We start from the raw sequence: 1,709 nt of genomic DNA, 5'->3' as shown, positions 1-1,709 counted from the left end.
GTGTATCGCGCCTAAGATTTTTGGACGTGATGCACCGGTCGCGCTGATTAGATTTCCAGCTTTTCGTTCCGTTGTTTGCTTGGCGAGCCATGCAAAAGCACATGCTTCAACGTCATCGACTGGTATTCCGAGCTCATCTGTAAACTGAATATGCTCGTTGCTGAGCGTTTCAATCCTGTCTATAAGAAGTTGATTGTGAGCGCCGCCGCCGCAAACATAAAACTTCACCGGACCAACTAGATTCTGTTTTTCTGCCTTGATTGTGTCTGCCACGCTAACGGCGCTTAATTCAAGCAAGGTCCGTTGAACATCTTCTGGTTTTAAATCTTGAATCTCATGCTGATTCAGCCAATGAAGATTGAAGTATTCTCGACCGGTGCTTTTAGGAGCTGGGGCGGAGAAAAACGGATCGCTGTATAAGCACTTTAATAAGCTAGGAATCACTTTTCCAGAGCTAGCCCATGCGCCGTTTTCATCATAATCTTTGTCTTTGTGGCACTCTATCCAACGATCAAGCAAAGTGTTTGCGGGCCCAATATCGTATCCATAGCTGTTATGCATGTGACCCTCTGGGATCACGCTAATGTTGCCAATTCCGCCTAGGTTGATAATGAAATGGTGTGCGTCTTTGCTCGAAAATATAGCCTCATGAAATGCGGGGACCAAAGGTGCGCCTTGGCCGCCGCAGACCATGTCTGCCATTCTGAAGTCATTGATCGTCATAATGCCTGAGTGTTCCGCGATGGCATGTCCATTACCAATTTGGATGGAGAAGGGTGTTGGACCTTCTGGGCGATGGCGGATGGTTTGTCCGTGGCTTCCTATAGCCGTAACGCTTTCCGGATTGATGTTTAGGCGAGTTAGGAAGTCGTTCGTGCTTTTACCAATGAACTTCCCCAGTTCATGATCTACTCGACCAAAACGCTCTAGCTCTTCATCAGAGTTTGAATCACAGAGTTGGGATAAGGCGTGTCGCAATTTTTCCGGTAGTTTTATGCAATCAGATTGAACTGTATGGATCTTATTGTCCTCGAATTTAACGAGGGCAATATCAAGGCCGTCTATGCTAGTGCCTGAAATGCAGCCTATATAGAGTTGTTGGCTGGTGGTCACAAGGCTACTGATCATTCAGCGCTAGCTGAAAGTTTTCACGCAGGGTATCTAGTTGCGCTAAGAGAGGCTTTGTTTGAAGCGAGAAGAGCTCAACTTCACTGTTAGGTACTGGTTTTGCGTGTGGTAGCTTCACTCGAACAGGGTTCTTGTGTACGCCATTCACGCGAAACTCATAGTGAAGGTGAGGGCCTGATGCTAAACCTGTGCTGCCAACGTAACCAATGATTTGTCCTTGTTTGACGCGCTTCCCTACTTTTATGTTGCGAGCGAACTTATGCATGTGTGCATATAGTGTGGTGATCTTTTGGCCGTGCTGAAGTATGACTACATTGCCATATCCGCCTTTTCGGCCAGCAAATGTCACTTTACCGTCACCCGTTGCTTTAATTGGTGTTCCGCGAGAAGCTGCATAATCTGTCCCTTTGTGGGCGCGGATTTTATGAAGTACAGGGTGTTTGCGCTTCAGGTTGAAGTGAGAAGAGATGCGAGCAAAATCTACAGGCGTTCGGATAAACGCTTTGCGCATACTCTCACCTGAGGGTGTAAAGTAATTTGAAACGCCATTCGCGTCAGTATAAATGACGGCTTCTAGGTGA

The 1,709-nt window shown here is 46.9% G+C and carries 2 protein-coding genes; both read right to left on the bottom strand.

Annotated features, from left to right (window positions below):
• On the bottom strand, positions 1 to 1,128 hold a 1,128-nt coding region (locus A3738_RS28700), incomplete at its 3' end, for an anhydro-N-acetylmuramic acid kinase (protein WP_068764026.1).
• Positions 1,118 to 1,709, bottom strand: a 592-nt coding sequence (locus A3738_RS28695) for a M23 family metallopeptidase (RefSeq protein WP_156504578.1), incomplete at its 5' end; no start/stop codon positions are given. The genes A3738_RS28695 and A3738_RS28700, both read right to left, overlap by 11 nt.

The sequence above is a fragment of the Oleiphilus sp. HI0066 genome, from assembly GCF_001635725.1.
Note: the sequence above shows the minus strand (reverse complement) of the source record. Positions and strands in the feature narration are given on the sequence as shown.